Origin of the sequence: Hydrogenophaga crocea, from assembly GCF_011388215.1 — a bacterium.
GTDB lineage: Bacteria > Pseudomonadota > Gammaproteobacteria > Burkholderiales > Burkholderiaceae_C > Hydrogenophaga > Hydrogenophaga crocea.
In genome coordinates this window covers 4,005,001-4,007,500 of the sequence record NZ_CP049989.1, presented here as the reverse complement: position 1 = coordinate 4,007,500, position 2,500 = coordinate 4,005,001, and the positions used below count along the sequence as shown (strand labels likewise).

At 52.8% G+C, this 2,500-nt stretch carries 1 rRNA gene (cut by both window edges); it reads right to left on the bottom strand.

Annotated elements, in window-relative coordinates:
• Window positions 1–2,500 (bottom strand): 23S ribosomal RNA (locus tag G9Q37_RS19020) (it extends past both window edges: 120 nt to the left, 254 nt to the right).

Sequence of the window (2,500 nt, the reverse complement as noted above, 5' to 3'; positions counted from 1 at the left end):
TCTCATCTTGGAACGAGTTTCCCGCTTAGATGCTTTCAGCGGTTATCTCTTCCGCACTTAGCTACCCGGCAATGCCACTGGCGTGACAACCGGTACACCAGAGGTGCGTCCACTCCGGTCCTCTCGTACTAGGAGCAGGCTTCCTCAAATCTGCAGCGCCCACGGAAGATAGGGACCAAACTGTCTCACGACGTTTTAAACCCAGCTCACGTACCTCTTTAAATGGCGAACAGCCATACCCTTGGGACCGGCTACAGCCCCAGGATGAGATGAGCCGACATCGAGGTGCCAAACACCGCCGTCGATATGAACTCTTGGGCGGTATCAGCCTGTTATCCCCAGAGTACCTTTTATCCGTTGAGCGATGGCCCTTCCATACAGAACCACCGGATCACTATGTCCTGCTTTCGCATCTGCTCGACTTGTCAGTCTCGCAGTTAAGCACGCTTATGCCATTGCACTATTAGCACGATGTCCGACCGTACCTAGCGTACCTTCGAACTCCTCCGTTACGCTTTGGGAGGAGACCGCCCCAGTCAAACTGCCTACCATGCACTGTCCCCGACCCGGATCACGGGCCTAGGTTAGAACCTCAAACACACCAGGGTGGTATTTCAACGTTGGCTCCACCTGATCTAGCGACCAGGCTTCAAAGCCTCCCACCTATCCTACACAGATCTGTTCAAAGTCCAATACAAAGCTACAGTAAAGGTTCATGGGGTCTTTCCGTCTTTCCGCGGGGAGATTGCATCATCACAAACATTTCAACTTCGCTGAGTCTCGGGAGGAGACAGTGTGGCCATCGTTACGCCATTCGTGCAGGTCGGAACTTACCCGACAAGGAATTTCGCTACCTTAGGACCGTTATAGTTACGGCCGCCGTTTACTGGGACTTCGATCAAGAGCTTGCACCCCATCAATTAATCTTCCAGCACCGGGCAGGCGTCACACCCTATACGTCCACTTTCGTGTTTGCAGAGTGCTGTGTTTTTAATAAACAGTCGCAGCCACCTATTTTTTGCAACCCATTCGTGCTTCGATGTTCTCTACACACTACTAGGGCACACCTTCTTCCGAAGTTACGGTGTCAATTTGCCGAGTTCCTTCTCCCGAGTTCTCTCAAGCGCCTTAGAATACTCATCTCGCGCACCAGTGTCGGTTTGCGGTACGGTCGATCACAAGCTGAAGCTTAGTGGCTTTTCCTGGGACCCCTTTCAGTTACTTCGCGAGCAAGCTCGCTCGATCGACAGCCTCGGTATATGCGCGCCGGATTTGCCTAACGCGCGCCTACATCTGCCTAAACCGGGACATCCAACACCCGGATAACTTATTAAGATCCGTCCCCACATCGCACTTGTGATCGGTGCAGGAATATTGACCTGCTTGCCATCAGCTACGCATCTCTGCCTCGCCTTAGGGGCCGACTCACCCTACGCCGATGAACGTTGCGTAGGAAACCTTGCGCTTACGGCGAGCGGGCTTTTCACCCGCTTTAACGCTACTCATGTCAGCATTCGCACTTCTGATACCTCCAGCAGCCTTTACAAGCCACCTTCACAGGCTTACAGAACGCTCTCCTACCACTCGCCATTGCTGGCGAATCCGCAGCTTCGGTAACTGGCTTGAGCCCCGTTACATCTTCCGCGCAGGACGACTCGATCAGTGAGCTATTACGCTTTCTTTAAATGATGGCTGCTTCTAAGCCAACATCCTGACTGTTTTAGCCTTCCCACTTCGTTTCCCACTTAGCCAATTTTAGGGACCTTAGCTGGCGGTCTGGGTTGTTTCCCTCTTGAGTCCGGACGTTAGCACCCGGTGCTCTGTCTCCCAAGCTGTACTCATCGGTATTCGGAGTTTGCCTTGGTTTGGTAAGTCGCCATGACCCCCTAGCCAAAACAGTGCTCTACCCCCGACGGTAATACTTGAGGCACTACCTAAATAGTTTTCGGAGAGAACCAGCTATTTCCAGGTTTGTTTAGCCTTTCACCCCTATCCACAGCTCATCCGCCAGTTTTGCAACACTGGTCGGTTCGGACCTCCAGTACCTGTTACGGCACCTTCATCCTGGCCATGGATAGATCACCTGGTTTCGGGTCTACACCCAGCGACTGAATCGCCCTATTCGGACTCGGTTTCCCTGCGCCTACCCTATTCGGTTAAGCTTGCCACTGAATGTAAGTCGCTGACCCATTATACAAAAGGTACGCCGTCACCCTTGCGGGCTCCGACTTTTTGTAAGCATGCGGTTTCAGGATCTATTTCACTCCCCTCCCGGGGTTCTTTTCGCCTTTCCCTCACGGTACTTGTTCACTATCGGTCGATGATGAGTATTTAGCCTTGGAGGATGGTCCCCCCATCTTCAGACAGGATTTCACGTGTCCCGCCCTACTTTTCGCAAGCTCAGTACCACACAGGTCTTTTCGCGTACGGGGCTATCACCCACTATGGCCGCCCTTTCCAAAGCGTTCCGCTAAGTCTTGTGCTATCACTTGCAGGCTTC